Source organism: Gordonia liuliyuniae, assembly GCF_021738805.1.
Classification (GTDB): domain Bacteria; phylum Actinomycetota; class Actinomycetes; order Mycobacteriales; family Mycobacteriaceae; genus Gordonia; species Gordonia liuliyuniae.
On sequence record NZ_JAKKOR010000007.1, the window covers coordinates 158,571 to 173,619 of the forward strand.

Annotated in this window: 14 protein-coding genes, 1 tRNA gene and 1 other RNA gene; 3 read left to right on the forward strand and 13 right to left on the reverse strand. The window is 67.0% G+C overall.

Annotation, left to right across the window (positions count from 1 at the left end; translation table 11 throughout):
• Positions 1–42: 42 nt before the first annotated feature.
• The 7 genes from L5G33_RS09635 to L5G33_RS09665 all read right to left on the reverse strand — a co-directional run bounded on the left by L5G33_RS09635 (position 43) and on the right by L5G33_RS09665 (position 5,001).
• Complete coding sequence (locus tag L5G33_RS09635; RefSeq protein ID WP_236997958.1) at positions 43–1,620, reverse strand: alpha/beta fold hydrolase; 1,578 nt, start codon at positions 1,618–1,620, stop codon at positions 43–45.
• A 68-nt stretch (positions 1,621–1,688) separates the two neighbouring features.
• Positions 1,689–2,246, reverse strand: a complete 558-nt coding sequence (locus tag L5G33_RS09640; RefSeq protein WP_236998217.1) for a uridine kinase family protein — start codon at positions 2,244–2,246, stop codon at positions 1,689–1,691.
• A 6-nt stretch (positions 2,247–2,252) separates the two neighbouring features.
• On the reverse strand, positions 2,253–2,864 hold the full coding sequence (recR, locus tag L5G33_RS09645; protein ID WP_236997959.1) for a recombination mediator RecR: 612 nt from the start codon (positions 2,862–2,864) through the stop codon (positions 2,253–2,255).
• Between the two features lie 6 nt (positions 2,865–2,870).
• Complete coding sequence (locus L5G33_RS09650) at positions 2,871–3,224, reverse strand: YbaB/EbfC family nucleoid-associated protein (protein WP_236997960.1); 354 nt, start codon at positions 3,222–3,224, stop codon at positions 2,871–2,873.
• 23 nt (positions 3,225–3,247) lie between these two features.
• Positions 3,248–3,577, reverse strand: coding sequence for a hypothetical protein (locus L5G33_RS09655; protein WP_236997961.1), 330 nt, complete (start codon positions 3,575–3,577; stop codon positions 3,248–3,250).
• Positions 3,578–3,635: 58 nt separating this feature from the next.
• Positions 3,636–4,496: a pseudouridine synthase gene (locus L5G33_RS09660; RefSeq protein WP_236997962.1), complete on the reverse strand. Its 861-nt coding sequence runs from the start codon at positions 4,494–4,496 to the stop codon at positions 3,636–3,638.
• A gap of 67 nt (positions 4,497–4,563) precedes the next feature.
• Positions 4,564–5,001, reverse strand: a complete 438-nt coding sequence (locus tag L5G33_RS09665; protein ID WP_236997963.1) for an SRPBCC family protein — start codon at positions 4,999–5,001, stop codon at positions 4,564–4,566.
• 97 nt (positions 5,002–5,098) lie between these two features.
• On the opposite strand from L5G33_RS09665, the gene L5G33_RS09670 reads away from it, so the two are divergent.
• Positions 5,099–6,517: an FAD-binding oxidoreductase gene (locus L5G33_RS09670; RefSeq protein ID WP_236997964.1), complete on the forward strand. Its 1,419-nt coding sequence runs from the start codon at positions 5,099–5,101 to the stop codon at positions 6,515–6,517.
• Positions 6,514–7,782, forward strand: coding sequence for a class I SAM-dependent methyltransferase (locus L5G33_RS09675; RefSeq protein ID WP_236997965.1), 1,269 nt, complete (start codon positions 6,514–6,516; stop codon positions 7,780–7,782). Before L5G33_RS09670 ends, L5G33_RS09675 begins: the two co-directional genes overlap by 4 nt.
• 29 nt (positions 7,783–7,811) lie before the next feature.
• Here the strand turns inward: L5G33_RS09675 and L5G33_RS09680 are convergent, their stop codons facing one another.
• The 4 genes from L5G33_RS09680 to ffs form a co-directional block, all read right to left on the reverse strand.
• Positions 7,812–10,100, reverse strand: a complete 2,289-nt coding sequence (locus L5G33_RS09680) for a DNA polymerase III subunit gamma and tau (RefSeq protein ID WP_236997966.1) — start codon at positions 10,098–10,100, stop codon at positions 7,812–7,814.
• Between the two features lie 9 nt (positions 10,101–10,109).
• Positions 10,110–11,387 (reverse strand): glycosyltransferase 87 family protein, encoded by a 1,278-nt coding sequence (locus tag L5G33_RS09685; protein ID WP_236997967.1) that lies wholly within the window; start codon positions 11,385–11,387, stop codon positions 10,110–10,112.
• Positions 11,388–11,396: 9 nt separating this feature from the next.
• Positions 11,397–12,668 (reverse strand): aspartate aminotransferase type Ic, encoded by a 1,272-nt coding sequence (locus tag L5G33_RS09690; RefSeq protein WP_236997968.1) that lies wholly within the window; start codon positions 12,666–12,668, stop codon positions 11,397–11,399.
• 57 nt (positions 12,669–12,725) lie between these two features.
• Positions 12,726–12,820: signal recognition particle sRNA small type (gene ffs, locus L5G33_RS09695), an RNA gene on the reverse strand.
• Positions 12,821–12,880: 60 nt separating this feature from the next.
• Between ffs and L5G33_RS09700 the strand changes: the two genes are divergently transcribed.
• Positions 12,881–12,965: transfer RNA gene (locus tag L5G33_RS09700), tRNA-Ser, on the forward strand.
• Between the two features lie 93 nt (positions 12,966–13,058).
• On the opposite strand, the gene L5G33_RS09705 is transcribed toward L5G33_RS09700, so the two are convergent.
• A complete protein-coding gene (locus tag L5G33_RS09705) occupies positions 13,059–14,297 on the reverse strand; it encodes a tyrosine-type recombinase/integrase (protein ID WP_236997969.1) in 1,239 nt (412 codons plus the stop codon).
• Positions 14,294–15,001 carry a hypothetical protein gene (locus tag L5G33_RS09710; protein WP_236997970.1) on the reverse strand — a complete coding sequence of 236 codons (708 nt, stop codon included), beginning with the start codon at positions 14,999–15,001 and terminating at the stop codon, positions 14,294–14,296. Before L5G33_RS09710 ends, L5G33_RS09705 begins: the two co-directional genes overlap by 4 nt.
• Between the last annotated feature and the right edge of the window lie 48 nt (positions 15,002–15,049).

The following is a 15,049-nucleotide window of genomic DNA, read 5'->3' on the forward strand; positions in this document are numbered from 1 at the left end:
CGCCGACTCGGTCGGCGTGGCCCAGCAGAGGACGCGCGAGTGTCAGGGAGCCTGGGTCAGCGAGGTCGTGATCGGAGCCTGCGGCACCGACGTCACGTTGGTGCGACCGGTCCGCAGATACTGGGCGGTCGCGGCGTCGAGCGGTTTGTTCGACCGTCCGAGCTGTCCGTGGTCGCCGCCGCCGACGGTGATCAGGTGTGCGCCCATCGCTTTTCGGGTCGCCATCGACGCGCGGTACGGGGTCTGCGGGTCGCCGATGCTCTGGATCTGCAGCGGTTGCACGGAGAGTTTGTTGCGCAGCGGGATCCGCGTGGTGACGGGCGCGGCGCCTGCACAGCCGATCCCTGACCCGAACGTCAGCCCGGCCGTCTCGAAGATGTCGCCGGTGACGAGGGTCTGCATCATCGCGGCCGGGGCCAGGAACGGGTCCTTGGCCGACCAGTCCTCGTTGCACAGCATGATCGACTGCATGTCCTGCGAGTTGGTGACCATCTCTGCCACGTCGGCGGGGAGCTTGCCCTGCCTGCTCTTGCCGGTCATCCGCTGCGCGACCATCGGCCAGTAGTTGCGGCTCGGCGCCACCTGGCGGGTCATCCCGAGCAGCGGCGACGTCGCCTGCACCTTGCCTGTCGTCAATGTCGCGACGAGATTCTCGATGCGAGCTCGCGCGTCGGCGGTCAGGTTCACGCCGGCGATGTACTGCTGCGCAATGGTCTTCAAGCCTGCAGGCACGTCACCGACGCGGGCGGGCGGAGCGCTGAACGACGGCGGCACACCCGCTTCTCGCTCCACCTGGGCGCTCCACCGCTGGTACACACTCAGCGGCGTCTTCCCAAGGTGGTACACGTCGTCGTGGTCGGCGATCCACGCCATCATGGCGTGCGCACGAGCCTTGTACCCCGATGTCTGGTCTTGGAGGAGCTGGCCCCATGCGCGTTTCGGGTCCATCGCGGAGTCGAGGACGAGGCGGTCGGTGTGGGACGGGAACAGCGTCGCATAGGTCGACATCAGCCACGTCCCGTACGAGATCCCGTACAGGCTGACCTTGTCGACGCCGAGGGCGCGTCGCACCTGTTCGATGTCGCGCGCGTTGGTCGCAGTCGTCAACGTCTTGGTGTATCCGGGCGTGTTCTTCTCGCACCGGTCGCGGTTGAGGGCTCCGGCCCCACCGGACGCGTCTGATGCGTCGACGCGATCGCATTTCACCGGGGTCGAGCCGAGGAGGCCGCGCGGTTGGACGGCGACGAGATCCCATTCCTGCCGGATCTCGGTGGACGGCGAGCTCGCGGTGAACATGCTGATGCCGTCGCCTCCGGGTCCGCCCGGATTGCCGACCAGCACACCACGTTTGGCTCCGGTCGCCGGAATACGACTGATGGTGATCGAGATCTGCGGGCCGTTCGGTTCGGCGTAGTCGCGGGGAACCTGCAGCGTCGCGCACTGGGTGTCCGGCGATGCCCCGTGGATCGGGTCGCACGCACCCCACGCGAGGGCGTGCGGTGCGGCGTCCGCTGCTGCGGGTACTGGAGCGAGGATCCCTGGGACGAGGAGCCCTGCAGCGATGGCGGAGGCGCCGACGGTCGCGGCTGCACAACGGATTGAGCGGAAGACGGGGATCACTCCTCGTGACACAGGTCGAATGGCGGGTCGATTGTTCGAACTACATATACCGCATCAGGGTTCGGGCACTAGCCGATAACCCGGCAACGCTCACGCGCACCGTCCACGGCGAACCAACCGTCCTCGAACTGCTGCCAGGCAGCGAGATGCCGTCGAGCGGGCTCGCCGTCGCGCATGATGGTCCGCTCCAACCGCTCCTGCGCGGACGGACCGTCGATCCAGTACGCGGCGGTCAGTTCGTCGGCGACGGCTCGCCGCGCCGCGGTGACGCCTTCGACGATGAGCAACGGCTGCCAGCGGATCCACACCGACGGACCGATCTCGGGCACCCCGTCCACCCAGACGCGCGGCCGGTACACGTAGTCGTGGCGGCGCTCGAACGCGCGAAGCACGTCACGTTCGAGTTCCGGCCACCACGACACTGGATCGTCCCAGGTCGCGAACTCGTCGGTGCTGATGAGAACGGACTTGCGTCCACGATCGGCGAGTGCGCGGACGAGTTCGGCGGCGAACGTGCTCTTGCCCGAACCGGAGCGGCCGTCGATCGCGATCAGTCCTGCGGTGAGACCGTCGCGCACCGCGACCTCGTCGGCGAGCCGGGCCCACCGGTGCGTCCAGTCGTCCAACACCGGTCAGACCAGGATGCGGCGACCGGACAGTGCGCGGCCGAGCGTCAGTTCGTCGGCGAACTCGAGGTCGCCGCCCATCGGCAGACCGGATGCGAGTCGTGTCACCGACAGACCGGGAAAGTCTTTGAGCATGCGAAGCAGGTATGTTGCGGTCGCTTCGCCTTCCGTGTTCGGATCGGTGGCGACGATGATCTCGCCGACCACCGAACCGTCGGACTGTTCGGCGAGACGCTTGAGGAGTTCCCGGATCCGCAATTGGTCGGGGCCGATGCCCGACAGCGGATCGAGTGCACCGCCGAGGACGTGGTACCGGCCGTCGAACTCCCGGGTCCGTTCGATCGCGTAGATGTCCTTGGGCTCTTCGACGACGCAGATCTTGGTCGCGTCTCGCCGCGAATCGCTGCAGATGCGGCACAGTCGGTCGGCGGCGATGTTGCCGCACTCGTCGCAGAACGTGACGTCGTCGCGCACTTTGCCCAGAGCCGCGGTCAGTCGATCGATCTCGGTCGTCTCGCCGGCCAGCAGATGGAACGCGATGCGTTGCGCGCCCTTCGGGCCCAGCCCGGGGAGTTTCGCGAGCTGGTCGATGAGGTCCTGGATCGGTCCTTCGTACATGAGTGGTCAGCCGAGTCCAGGTAGTCCGCCTGCGAGCGGACCCATCTTGTCCTGGGTGACGGTGTCACGGTTACGAGCGAGGTCGGCGAGTGCACCGACGATCAGGTCCTGCAGAGTGTCGATGTCGTCCGGGTCGACGACGTCGCGCGAGATCTCGACGCCGGTCACCTCGCCGACGCCGTTGCCGGTCACGGTCACCAGGCCGTTCCCGGCCTGTCCGGTCACTTCGGTGTTCGCTATCTCGTCTTGCGCGGCGATCACCTTGGCCTGCATCTCCTGCACCTGTGCGAGGAGTCCGGACATCGGGTTGTCATCGCCGCCACCGCCGAGCAGGGAGCTGGGATCGAATGCGTCAGTCACAGGGTCCACGATAGTCGGTCGCGTCAGCGGAGCAGTCGCTCAACATGCTCGGCGAGTTCATCGACGCTCACCTCACCGTCGGTGACGACGTCGAAGGAGAGGACCTCGTCGCCGAACAGTCGTGCGGCCCTTCCGATCAGCGCGAACTCGAATCGATCGCCGACGCGGCGCCACTGCGTCACGGCCCCGTACACAGGTGCGCTCGCTCCCGTCGTCAGACAGTATTCGTCGGCGCGCGGCCCGCCCGGCAGGTCCCGCTGCAACTGCACGCACGCGTCCGACTCCTCGTCGAGGAAGACGACGGCTTCGCATCCGAGGTCGCTGTGCCGCTCGTACGTTCCGAAGATCGCCATGACTGCAGGGTACGGGCGACGGCGTCCATCTCAGTCGGGCGACTGGGCCCGTAGGCGGTCAGAGCGTCGAGTCGCTCACGAACCGACGCGACACTCCGGTGTACGGGTCGTCGAACTCGATCGCATAGGCGAGCAGCTTCAGCGGACGGGAGAAGTCGTCGACGGCGGCGTCGACTCGTTCCCGATCGACCTCCGGGTACAGCGGGTCATCCACGATTGGAACCCCGACCCCCGCCATGTGCAGGCGCAGTTGGTGTGTGCGGCCGGTCGCCGGCAGCAGACGGTAGACGCCGAGGCCGTCGGCGCGCACCGAGTCCAGTGCGATGTCGCTGACTGCGTTGACCTCGCCGTCGACGACGCGAGCACGCAGGTCGCCAGAGTCCTTCTCGATGCGGTTCTCCACACGCACGCCGTCTGCCAACGCAGGGTCTGCGGGTGCGAGCGCCCGGTACTCCTTCCTCACGCGACGCTGTGCGAACAGGTCCTGGTACGCGGCACGCGCGTCGGGGCGTCGAGTGAACAAGAGGACGCCCGCGGTCAACCGATCCAACCGGTGAACGGGCGCCACGTCGTCGCCGAACTCGCGCCGCAGACGCACCAGCGCGGTCTGTGTGACGTGCGCGCCGCGCGGCATCGTCGCCAGGAAGTGGGGTTTGTCGACGACGATCAACCGGTCGTCGATGTGGCGCACCGGCATGTCGAACGGGACCGGCGGTTCGAACGGCAGGTCGCGGTAGAGGTAGACGGGGGCCGGGCGGACGACGGGCGCGTCCAGGTCGATGGGCGCGCCGTCGACGTCGACGATCTCGCCCGCCTGGGCGCGCCGCATCACGTCGTCGAGCGTCCAGCCCGCCAGGACCGGAGCCCGCAGCAACGTCTCGGCGACGGTCGTCGGCGCATCTCCGGCACGCAGAACCACCCGGGTGGCGTCGACGCCGTCCCGGGTGGCCAGAGGTTTGACGCGTCTGCGCCCTCTCCTGCTCAGATCACTTCTCGAGGCGCGACTTCAAGTTGCCGAGCAGCTCGGTCTGAATCCGGTTAAGGCCCTTGGGTGCGAACGTCTTCTCGAAGAAGCCGCCGATGCCGCCCGCACCCTTCCAGCTGGTGGTGGTCTCGACTCGTGCGCTGTCGCCGACCGATGTCACCGTGTAGGTGGTGACCATCGTCGAGTTGCGGTCAGTCTCGGTGATCCGGTCGCCTGCGACGGTGACGTCGGCGAGGACGTCGCGTGAACGCTTCTCGGTGGCCTGTAGAACCCAGTGCACGACGGTGCCCGCGCCCTGTCCGCCTTCGTCGACGCGGTAGTCGCGGTAGTTGGCCGGCAGGATCGTCGGACGAACCTGCGCGTAATCGGCGAGAGCGGCGAAGACCGTCTGCGCCGGTGCGCCGATCTCGACGGTGGTGGTAGCGGTGACCTGTCCCACAGTGGGTGACTCCTTCATGAATGTGCGATGCTCCCGCCGTCGAAGGTGGGAACCCGTGCGTGAACCACGGTACTGGGGCTAGGGCTAGCCTGGTTCTGTGACTGGCGATCGTTTGGAATACCGCGGCTCAGAGTTCGCTGAAGGAGTGGAGCGACTCGTCTCCAGTTATGCGGGAATCCCCGACGGTTCGACCGTCCGGCTCGCGAAGAAGACGTCCAATCTGTTCCGCAAACGCGCCGACACTGACACCCCCGGACTCGATGTCTCGGGACTCGGCAAAGTGATCTCGGTCGACCCGACGACTCGCACCGCGCAGGTCGCAGGCATGTGCACGTACGAGAACCTCGTCGACGCGACCCTCCGTTACGGATTCGCCCCGACCGTCGTGCCGCAGCTCAAGACGATCACCCTCGGCGGCGCCGTGACCGGGATGGGCATCGAGAGCACCTCGTTCCGCAGCGGACTCCCCCACGAAGCCGTTCAGGAGATCGAGATCCTCACCGGGGCAGGTGAACTCGTCGTCGCACGACCGGACAACGAGTATCGCGACCTCTATTTCGGGTTCCCCAACTCCTACGGCACGCTCGGCTATTCGGTGCGACTCGCGATCACACTCGAAGAGGTCAAACCATTCGTCGAACTGCGCCACGTCCGGTTCACCGATCTGCGTGCCATGCAGGACGCGATGACGGCGATCTCGTCCGACCGCGAGTACCAGGGCGAACCCGTCGACTATCTGGACGGCGTCGTGTTCAGCGCCGACGAGAGCTATCTCGTCCTGGGCCGGCAGACCGACGACCGTGGCCCGGTCAGCGACTACACCGACGACCACATCTTCTACCGATCGATCCAGCACGACGACGTCGAGACCCCCAAGCGTGACCGTCTGACGATTCGCGACTACCTGTGGCGGTGGGACACCGACTGGTTCTGGTGTTCGCGTGCGTTCGGCGCACAGAATCCGAAGATCCGACGGTTCTGGCCGAAGAAGTATCTGCGCAGCAGCTTCTACTGGAAGCTCATCGGCTACGACCATCGGTGGAACATCGGCGACCGACTCAACGCCCGCAAGGGTCTGCCCGCCAACGAGCGCGTCGTCCAGGACATCGAGGTCCCGATAGACCGTGCCGCCGACTTCGCCGAATGGTTCCTGACCGAAGTCCCCATCGAGCCGATCTGGTTGTGCCCGCTGCGCTTAGCCGAGCCGTCGCCCGACGGTTCAGCGAGCGTGCAGCCGTGGCCGCTGTACCCGTTGGAGCGCGCCCGCACCTACGTCAATTTCGGGTTCTGGTCCGCCGTGCCCGTCACACCCGGTGACCCCGGGTACACCAATCGGCGGATCGAGAAGAAGGTCGCCGAGCTCGGTGGACACAAGTCCCTGTACTCGGAATCCTTCTATCCTGAGGACGAATTCTATGAAATGTACGGGGGCGTCGCGTACCGCGAACTGAAGTCACGGTACGACCCGAAGGGACGCCTCCTCGGCTTGTATGAGAAGACGGTGAAGCAGAAGTGAAACTAGCCAACATTTTCGAGAAACTGGTCGGCCAGGATCTCAACGTCCGAATCACCGCGTACGACGGCAGTACCGCCGGACCGACGGACGCCGAATACGGGCTTGACCTGAAGACGCCGCGCGGGACCACCTATCTGGTGACCGCGCCCGGCGATCTCGGTCTGGCGCGCGCCTATGTGGCAGGCGACCTGGAGTTGATCGGCAACCATCCGGGCGACCCGTACGAGACGTTGCAGGCGTTGGCGGGCGACCTCAAGTTCACCAAGCCCAGCCCATTGGAGATGGCGCAGCTCGTCCGCGACCTCGGCGTCGAACATTTCAAGCCGATCGCGCCGCCGCCGCAGGAGTCCCTCCCCCGCTGGCGTCGGTTCGCCGAGGGCTTCCGGCACAGCAAAGACCGCGACGCCGAGGTGATCAGCTACCACTACGACGTCTCGAACCGATTCTACGAACTGGTCCTCGGCGAGTCGATGACGTACACCTGCGCCGTCTACCCGAATCGCGACGCCACCCTCGAGGAAGCCCAGGAGAACAAGTATCGCCTGATCTTCGACAAACTGCGTCTAAAGCCGGGCGACCGCCTCCTCGACATCGGCTGCGGCTGGGGCGGCATGGTCCGCTACGCGGCGCGACGCGGCGTCCACGCCCTCGGCGTCACGCTGTCGAAGGAACAGGCGCAGTGGGCGCAGCAGGCGATCGTCGACGAGGGGCTCACCGAGTTCGGCGAGGTCCGGCACAGCGATTATCGCGACGTCGCCGAGTCCGGCTTCGACGCGCTCTCGTCGATCGGTCTCACCGAGCACATCGGTGTCGCCAACTACCCGAAGTACTTCGGGTTCATGCGCGACAAGGTGCGCGACGGCGGCATGATCCTCAACCATTCGATCACTCGGCCCGACAACGCCGCCCGCAGCAAGGCGGGCCCGTTCATCGACCGCTACGTGTTCCCGGACGGCGAGCTCACCGGCAGCGGGACGATCATCTCCAAGATGCAGAACGTGCCCGGCCTCGAGGTGGTGCACGAAGAGAACTTCCGCAGCCACTATGCGATGACGCTGCGTCATTGGAACCGCAACCTCGTCGAGAACTGGGATGAGGCCGTCGCCGAAGTCGGCGAAGGCACCGCCCGGCTGTGGGGCCTGTACATGGCGGGCTGCCGGATCGGATTCGAACGCGACATCGTCCAACTGCACCACGTGCTCGCGACGAAGCTGCCTAACGACAAAGCCGACCTGCTTCCGCTCCGTCCGTGGTGGCAGCCGTAGGGCGAATCTGCTGGTAGGGCGAGAAGACCCTACTCGAGCGGACGCGCGCCGAGCTCGGACGTCATCAGATCGACCGCAACCTGGTGGGGGTCGAGACGAGGGTCCGGGCTCGCGTCGTGCGCCTGCGCAACCATCTCGGCGCGTTCGGCGTCGGTCAGATCCTCGTCAGCCGTGAGCGATTCAGGTTCGGGTTCCGGTTCAGGCTCCGGTTCGGGAGCCTGCTCCTCCTGCGGTCGGCTCGGACGCGTGAACGTCTGACGTCTCTGCGGTTCGGCGGCTGGAGCCGTCGCTGACGGCGGCGGAGTGTCCGGTGATGCCTGCACGACGCGGACGCTGTGCCCGGGGCCGAACACGTCGACGACTGCGGTCGTGAGAGTCCTCAGCCCGCGCTCGTCGGAGAGTCGGCCGACGAGCGCGGTGTGCGGGTGGCCGAGGACGATCTCGGTCCCGACGACGTCATGCACCGACGCCGACGACAACATCGCCTCGAGCACGGTGCTCTGTGCGCGGACCGCGGACCGGATGTCGGGCCAGCGCGTCGAGACCGTCTGCACCGTCAGGCCCGCAGCCACCGGTTCAGGCTCTGCCACGGGTTCTGGTGTCGGCTCCGGCGCGCGCCGTGCCACGCCATACGGTTCCGGCGGCACGTCGGTCGGCGGCTCAGGCGGCAGTGGGACGTCGTCGTACGGATTCTGCGACGCCTCCGGCACAGCCTCGACAGGCGCTGCCGGGACAGCCTCACTATGCACCTCCGGCACAGCATGCTGCGCTGGAGGCTCGGGACGAGTCGGTCCGCGCTCAGCTAGCGGAGCGGGAGCCTCTTGTTGTCGGGGAGCCGTCGGGTGAGCCTCCGGTTCCGAAACTTCAGGCTCGGGCTGCGGGGGTTCAGGACGCCGGGGCTCGGACTGCGGGGGTTCGGGCGCAGTCGGCTCCGGGGCGCGAACGACGGGTGTCGGTTCAGGCTCGGGCGCGGGTTCAGGCTCGAGTGCTGCTTGTCCACCCGCTGGTTGTTCGGCTTCTGCCGTCGGAGCCTTCGCCTCGTCGGCTTGTTCGGCGGCTTTGCGTTGCGACGGCCGGACGAAGCGCGGCGCCGGCCCGTCGGGTGCGGGGGCGGCAGCTGGCGGGGGCGGCGTTGCCGCCTTGGCGGTCGGCGTGGATCCCGCGCCTGCGGGATGTTGTTCGAGCATCTCGATGCGCTGCAGCAGCGCGGCGTCGTCCGCAGACACCGCGGGCAGCAGCATGCGCGAACACATGACTTCCAGGAGGAGCCGCGGCGACGTCGTTCCCCGCATGTCGCCGAGTGACGCGTGCGCGACCTCCGCGTAGCGGGTCAGCGTGCCCGCACCGAGATGCTCGACGACCGCCCTCATCCGGACCAGTTGGTCGTCGGGGGCTTCGACGAGTCCGCGTTCGGCAGCGTCGGGCACTGCCTGGAGAAGGATCAGGTCGCGGAAGCGGTCGAGCAGGTCGATGGCGAAGCGACGCGGATCGTGTCCTGCATCGACCACGTCCTCGACGACGCCGAACAGTGCGGCGCCGTCGCCTGCGGCGAGCGCGTCGACTGCGGCGTCGATCAATGCGGAGTCGGTGACGCCGAGCAAGCTGAGCGCGCGATCGTAGGTGACGCCCTCATCGCCCGCCCCGGCGAGCAGTTGGTCCAGGATGCTCAACGAGTCGCGCGGTGACCCGCCGCCCGCTCGGATCACCAGCGGGAACACCTCGGAGGCGACGGTGACGTTCTCCTGCGCACAGATCTTCTCGAGCAGGCCGCGCATCACCGGCGGCGCCAGCAACCGGAACGGATAGTGGTGGGTCCGCGACTTGATGGTGGTGAGCACTTTCTCAGGCTCGGTGGTCGCGAAGATGAAGATGAGGTGCTCTGGTGGCTCTTCGACGATCTTGAGGAGCGCGTTGAAGCCAGCCGAGCTGACCATGTGCGCCTCGTCGATGATGAAGACGCGATAGCGGGATTCGGCGGGGGCGTAGAAGGCGCGGTCGCGAAGGTCGCGGGTGTCGTCGACGCCGCCGTGGCTGGCCGCGTCGAGTTCCACGACGTCGAGGTTGCCCGGGCCGCCGGGGCCGAGGGACACACACGACGAGCACGTGCCACATGGGGTGGATGTCGGCCCCTGAACGCAGTTGAGGGACCGCGCCAGGATGCGGGCCGACGACGTCTTACCGCATCCTCGCGGACCCGAGAACAGGTAGGCGTGGTTGATGCGCCCGGAGTCGAGAGCACGACTCAACGGCTCGGTGACATGTTCCTGGCCGACGACTTCGGCGAATGTCGCCGGACGATACGTGCGATAGAGGGCCACACGTGCACACTACCGGCGGTCACCGACAGCGGTGACGGGCGGATCGATGGTCGCGGGCGGGCGCAGACAGAAGCCGATCGTGGCGATCGCGACGACCACGAGGAGCACGTTGTACGGCTGCACCGCGAACCAGCCGATGATGTCGGCGTTGTGTTTGAAGAACAGCCCGGTCAGGTATGCCTCTTCGACGCTGCGGTTGGCGTACCAGATCGGGTAGGCCAGGTGCGTCGTCCACGCGACGGTCGCGAGGAGGCCGAGGACAGTCAACAGCGCGACGAGCCCGCGACGCCACCGGCTCGCGCCGTCGATCACATGGTGGACGGCGACGACGAGCAGCGGTACAACCCACACCCAGTGGTGGCCCCAGGCGACCGGCGACACCGCGCACGAAGCCATCCCGACGAGTGTGATCGCGAGCAGTTCCTGGCCACGGCGGTGTGCCAGGACGGCCGCCGCCATGACGAGTGCGAGGACCGCCGTCGCCAGCACGATCCACACGACGGTGCTCGGGTGGTCGGTCCCGGCTATGTTGGCGATCGCGCCGCGGACCGACTGGTTGCCGACGGTGTGCGGTGACGACACCCGATTGGAGTCGAAGAGCGTGTCGGACCAGAACCGCGATGACGCACGCGGCATCACGAGAAAGCCGAGCACCACGGAGCCGAGGAATCCGGCGACGACGCCGATCGCTGTCTTCCACTGCCGGAGCGCCGCGTAGTAGACGACGAACAGCATCGGCGTCAGTTTGATGCCTGCGGCGAGGCCTGCACCGACTCCCCGCAGTCGGCTCCCTTCCGGCCGGACGAGGTCGGCGACGATCAGCAGCATCAGGAAGACGTTGATCTGTCCGAACCAGATAGTCGATCGGATGGGTTCCAGGAGGGCCGACGCGGCGACGAGCGATACCGCGATCGCGCGGAGCCGCCACGTCGTCGTGTGGCCGAGGCTGCGGAATCCGACGACGATCACCAGGTAGAGCGCGACGAAGATCCCGATCGACCACACCGCGTGTGCGACCGGCGCGGACATCAGTGCGACCGGGATGAACAGCACCATCGAGAACGGTGCGTAGGTGAAGTCCATCCGGCCGAGGAGTTTCGCGTCGTACAGGTCGCCGCCGTCGAGGACCACCTGCGCTCCGGCCCGGTAGACGTCGAGGTCGAGGAAGTTGTCGAAGAGGCCCCAGTACGGAGTGCTGTAGGGGACGATCAGGTACTGCAGCCACAGCGACAGCGCCCCCGCGACCACGAACCCGATGAGCGCGGGCGTGGACCGTTCGAGCTTCACATGGTCCGCCTACGCTGAGTCGAGGAGAACCTCGGTCGCGCTCAGCAGAGCGCAGGTCGCGACCCCGTCCATCGCTGTACGCAGTTCGTCGGTGGTCGGGAAGGTGGGCGCGATGCGGATGTTCCGATCGTGCGGATCCGTCTTGTACGGGAAGGCCGATCCGGCTGCGGTGAGCGCGATCCCGGCGTTCTTGGCCAGCTCGATGGTGCGGGCTGCGGTGCCGTCGACCACGTCGAGACTGATGAAGTAGCCGCCTTCCGGCGTCGTCCAGGATGCGATCTTCGCGTCACCGAGGCGGTCGTCGAGGATGTCGAGGACGAGCTGGAACTTGGGCGCGATGATGTCGCGGTGACGTGCCATGTGGGCACGGACGCCGTCTGCGTCGACCAGGAACTGCAGGTGGCGCAGCTGGTTGAGCTTGTCGGGGCCGATGGTGGCCGCCGAGATGTGCTCGACGTACCAGTCGAGGTTGGCTTTCGACGACGCGAACGCGGCGACGCCTGCACCGGCGAAGGTGATCTTACTAGTGGAGCCGAACACATAGACGCGGTCGGGGTGGCCGGCTTCGGCCGCGAGATCGAGGATCGGCAGCGGTGCGGGCGCGTTCTCGACGAGCGTGTGGACGGCGTACGCGTTGTCCCAGAAGATGCGGAAGTCGGGTGCGGCGTCGAGCGCGAGGAGGCGGCGAGCGACGTCGTCGGTGACGGTGTAGCCGGTCGGGTTGGAATAGGTGGGGACCAACCACATGCCCTTGATCGACGGGTCGTCGGCGAGGAGCGCGGCACAGGCTTCGACGTCGGGGCCGTTGGGGTTCATCGGAACGTTGATCATCTCGATGCCGTACAGCTCGGTGATCCCGAAGTGTCGGTCGTAGCCGGGGACCGGGCACAGGAACTTGATGGGTTCGGCCGACCAGGGGCGCGCGGAGTCGACGTTGCCGTGCAGCAGGGAGAACACCACGATGTCGTGCATCACCTGGAGGCTGGCGTTGCCGAGTGCGAGCGTGCGGTCGGTGCCGGTCGCGAAGAGTTCACCGAAGAGCTCACGGAGCTCGGGGAGGCCGCTGACGCCGCCGTAGTTGCGGCAGTCGGTGCCGTTCGGGCTGGTGTAGTTCTCGCCCGGCAGGGACAGCATCGGCGCGGACAGGTCCAGTTGGTCGGCTCCGGGCTTGCCTCGGGTGAGATCCAGCTTCAGACCTGCGGCGCACAACGTCTCGTAGCGCTTCTGCAGGTCGTTTCGGGTGTTGCGGAGTTCTTCGACACTCATCGAGTGAAAGTTCAACGTGAACCTCTCGCGCAGTCCCGGCCAGTCCCGGCTGCAACTTGTAAACACCTGGAAATAAGGGGATCCCGCGCACCCGAGAGAGCCCGTTGACCCTTGCTGCCTTCCGGCCCTGGGGGAGTTCACAGGATGCACGCCGCGCGGGATCCGTCGTCCAGTGTAGCGGTCCCGTTTTGTGATCGGTAGCCGGCACCGGTTAGCATCTTGGTGCTGGAGGATTCGCCTAGTGGCCTATGGCGCTCGCCTGGAACGCGGGTTGGGTTAACGCCCTCAGGGGTTCGAATCCCCTATCCTCCGCCGATAGGAAACTGCCCGGTACCTGCACTAACGCAGGTGCCGGGCGGTCCCATTTCGACCCCTATGCAACGACCTATGCAATAGCGGGCTCCGTCAGCCGCCGTTGACCGCCGCCGCGAACTTGTCGGCCGCGTCCCGCTGAGCACCTTCCAAGACGTGCGCGTACGTGTTCAGCGTTACCGTCGGCGTCGCGTGCCCGAGCCGCTTAGCGACCGCGTGCACCGGGACACCGGCCGACAGGAGGATCGACGCGTGCGTGTGCCGGACGTCGTGCAGCCGGATCGCCGGTAGCGAGTTCTCGCCCAGCTCGGCGCGCGCGTTCTTGATCCGCGTCCGCCACCGGCGCGACACCTCGTTCGGTGACCGCGCGCCGCCGGTCTGCACGTTCGGGAACACGAACGCCGTCGGCCGGGTCAGGTCGAGCGTCACTGCGGCCAGCTCGCGACGCCAGGCCTTCACGACACGCATAGTCTCGGCGTCGACGTCGACCGTCCGCACACTGCCCGTCTTCGTGGTCTTCGTCGTGCCCGTCGGCGCACCGGTGTCGAGTGCCCGCCGGATCGTCACCTGACCGGCCGCGAGGTCGACGTCGCGCCACTGCAACGCCAGCAGTTCCGACCGGCGCGCCCCGGTACCGGCCGCGAGCGTCCACAGAGGGTGAAGGACGTCGCCGGTGTGGGCCGACCACTGCAGGAACGACCGCAGTTGTGCGCCTGTCCACGCGTGAACCTCCGGCTTCCCGGCGCGAATCGTTCGGCCGGTCGGCGCGTTGACCACACCCCGGCGGCGCGCGACGTTGACCGGCATCAGACCGTCCTCGACAGCCGAGTCGAGTAGCGACGAGAGGAGCGCGTGGACTTTGCTCACGCTGTTCTCCGACAGCCCCTCGCCCCTACCCTTGGCGTCGCGTCGGCCCGTCCGCCGGAGTCCGGCGTAGTGACTCGCGATCATCGATGCAGTCACCTTGTCGACGGCAGTCTTTCCGATCCTGTACGGCCGCAGGTGGTTCTTCACGATCCGCTTGTACGCGTTCGTCGTCGACCGTTCGAGCGGCCGGGCGTCTATCCATGCGTCGGCGTAGTCAGCGACCGTCGCGACGTTCTTTATGAACGACTGCCGCGCCCGCAGCTTCGCCTTCGCGTCGTCGAGCGCGTCGTCGGCGTCGGTCGCCGATGTGAATCCGCCCTTACCGACCTGCCGCAGCCCGCCGTCCGGGTCCGCCCAGTCGACGGGCACCCACAGTTGGTATCGCCAACGCGTGCCCGCCTTCGTCGTGTAGCTGGTGATCGATCCGACGCCCCGCCGTCGACTCGAACCGTTGCGTTTAGTCATTGCCCGTTCTCCTTCGATGGTTTCTGACTCGGCCTCGTCCGCTTGCGGTATCCGGCGTCGGTCGCATGTTGGATCGCTCGGCGCGCGGTGCTCTCGCTGAGATGGAGTTCTTCGGAGACCGCGCGGTGCATCGGAGCGCCCTCGCGCCTCGCCCGCTCCGCGATCCGCGCGACCTCACGCAGTTGCTCCGGTGTCCTGCCCGGACGCCCCCGCTTACGCTTCGGCTCCGCCTCCGGCCTCGCCACGAGGTCGGCCGCGGGTAGATCGGGCAGCACGAGGTCTGACGCATGGTCGTCGCGCGGGTTCACGTGCAGGCGGGCGGCAACCGCCGCAAGTCGTTTGAGCGGTATCCGCCGTAGGCCGTCGTGTGTGAGGTGTCCGCCACCCGAGTCCACGACGAGCGAGACGACTACCGGCCCGTCGTCGGTCAGTCCGGCGCGGACGTAGTACGTGACCGGGTGTCCGTTGAGCCGCACCATGACGTACTGGTCGCCGGGTTTCTCGACGAGCCCGGCCGGGTCCTCGCCCGTGATCCTGATCGGATAGATCGCCGCATCTTGCACGGCACCCGGCTTGCCGCGTGCATCCTTCGTCAGTTCGTGCACTCGTTTCAGTGCGGGTAGATCGGCGACCGCGTCCACGGCGGCCTGCAGCTTGTCGTAGTTCGGCGACTCGGACCAGTCAGAAGTTGGAGGCCGACTCATTTAAATACGCTCCATTGCAGTCCTTGCTTGATGCGGTAATTCACGTAG

Bases quoted from the DNA above. Each gene is read 5' to 3' on its own strand.
- recR (WP_236997959.1), bottom strand. From the start codon at position 2,864: ATGTACGAAGGACCGATCCAGGACCTCATCGACCAGCTCGCGAAACTC.
- L5G33_RS09655 (WP_236997961.1), bottom strand. From the start codon at position 3,577: ATGGCGATCTTCGGAACGTACGAGCGGCACAGCGACCTCGGATGCGAA.
- L5G33_RS09705 (WP_236997969.1), bottom strand. From the start codon at position 14,297: ATGACTAAACGCAACGGTTCGAGTCGACGGCGGGGCGTCGGATCGATC.
- L5G33_RS09710 (WP_236997970.1), bottom strand. From the start codon at position 15,001: ATGAGTCGGCCTCCAACTTCTGACTGGTCCGAGTCGCCGAACTACGAC.